At 57.0% G+C, this 683-nt stretch carries 2 protein-coding genes; both read left to right on the forward strand.

Features of this window, described 5'->3' with window-relative positions; genetic code table 11:
• A partial coding sequence (locus B5F19_RS16885; RefSeq protein ID WP_140394284.1) for a site-specific integrase occupies nt 1-428 on the forward strand: 428 nt, incomplete at its 5' end.
• Between the two features lie 27 nt (nt 429-455).
• On the forward strand, nt 456-683 hold a 228-nt coding region (locus B5F19_RS17810), incomplete at its 3' end, for a hypothetical protein (protein ID WP_204248366.1).

Raw genomic sequence — 683 nt, forward strand, 5'->3', positions numbered from 1 at the left:
GGGGCGACCTCCGGGTTAAACGGCAAATAGCAAGAATCAACGGCGAGGTGGTGGAAGCTCCCCTGAAAACGAAAAACGCCTACCGCACCCTGCCCCTGGCAAAGGATACAATAGACGTTCTGAATCAACAGAAGAAGAAAGTGGGGAGCTGTCCCTGGGTATTCCCCGGTCCCACCGGCGGTCCCATGTCCCCGGACAGTGTGCTCCACATGCTCCACCGAGTACTGAAACGGGCGGGACTGCCTCGAGTCAGGTTCCACGATTTGAGGCACACTTTCGCAACCCTGGCCCTGCAAAACGGAGCGGACGTGAAAACCGTATCCGGCATGCTAGGGCATTACAGCGCCGGGTTCACCCTGGATACCTCCACCTCGGCCCAGCGGCAGGCGGCGGAGGCCATGGAACACGTCCTCTCCGGCAGTTTATAGCCCTCTCCAGTCCGGAAAACTTCCCGTATGGGTCAGAATCTGGGTCAGATTCAGAAACTCAAAATAAACCTCGCGAAAAAGTTGCGGAAAACAAAAACAATCCGCTGGAATCAGGCGATTCCAGCGGATTTCTGGTTGTGGGAGGGGGACTTGAACCTCCGACCTCCGGGTTATGAGCTGCTGTCGGTTTGTCCATCTGCTGCGGTTCAACGCTTTCCGGGCGTTTTTGGGCCTAAAATGGGCCCAAACCCGGAG

The organism is Pseudoflavonifractor sp. An184 (assembly GCF_002160305.1).
Classification (GTDB): Bacteria; Bacillota; Clostridia; order Oscillospirales; family Oscillospiraceae; genus Lawsonibacter; species Lawsonibacter pullicola.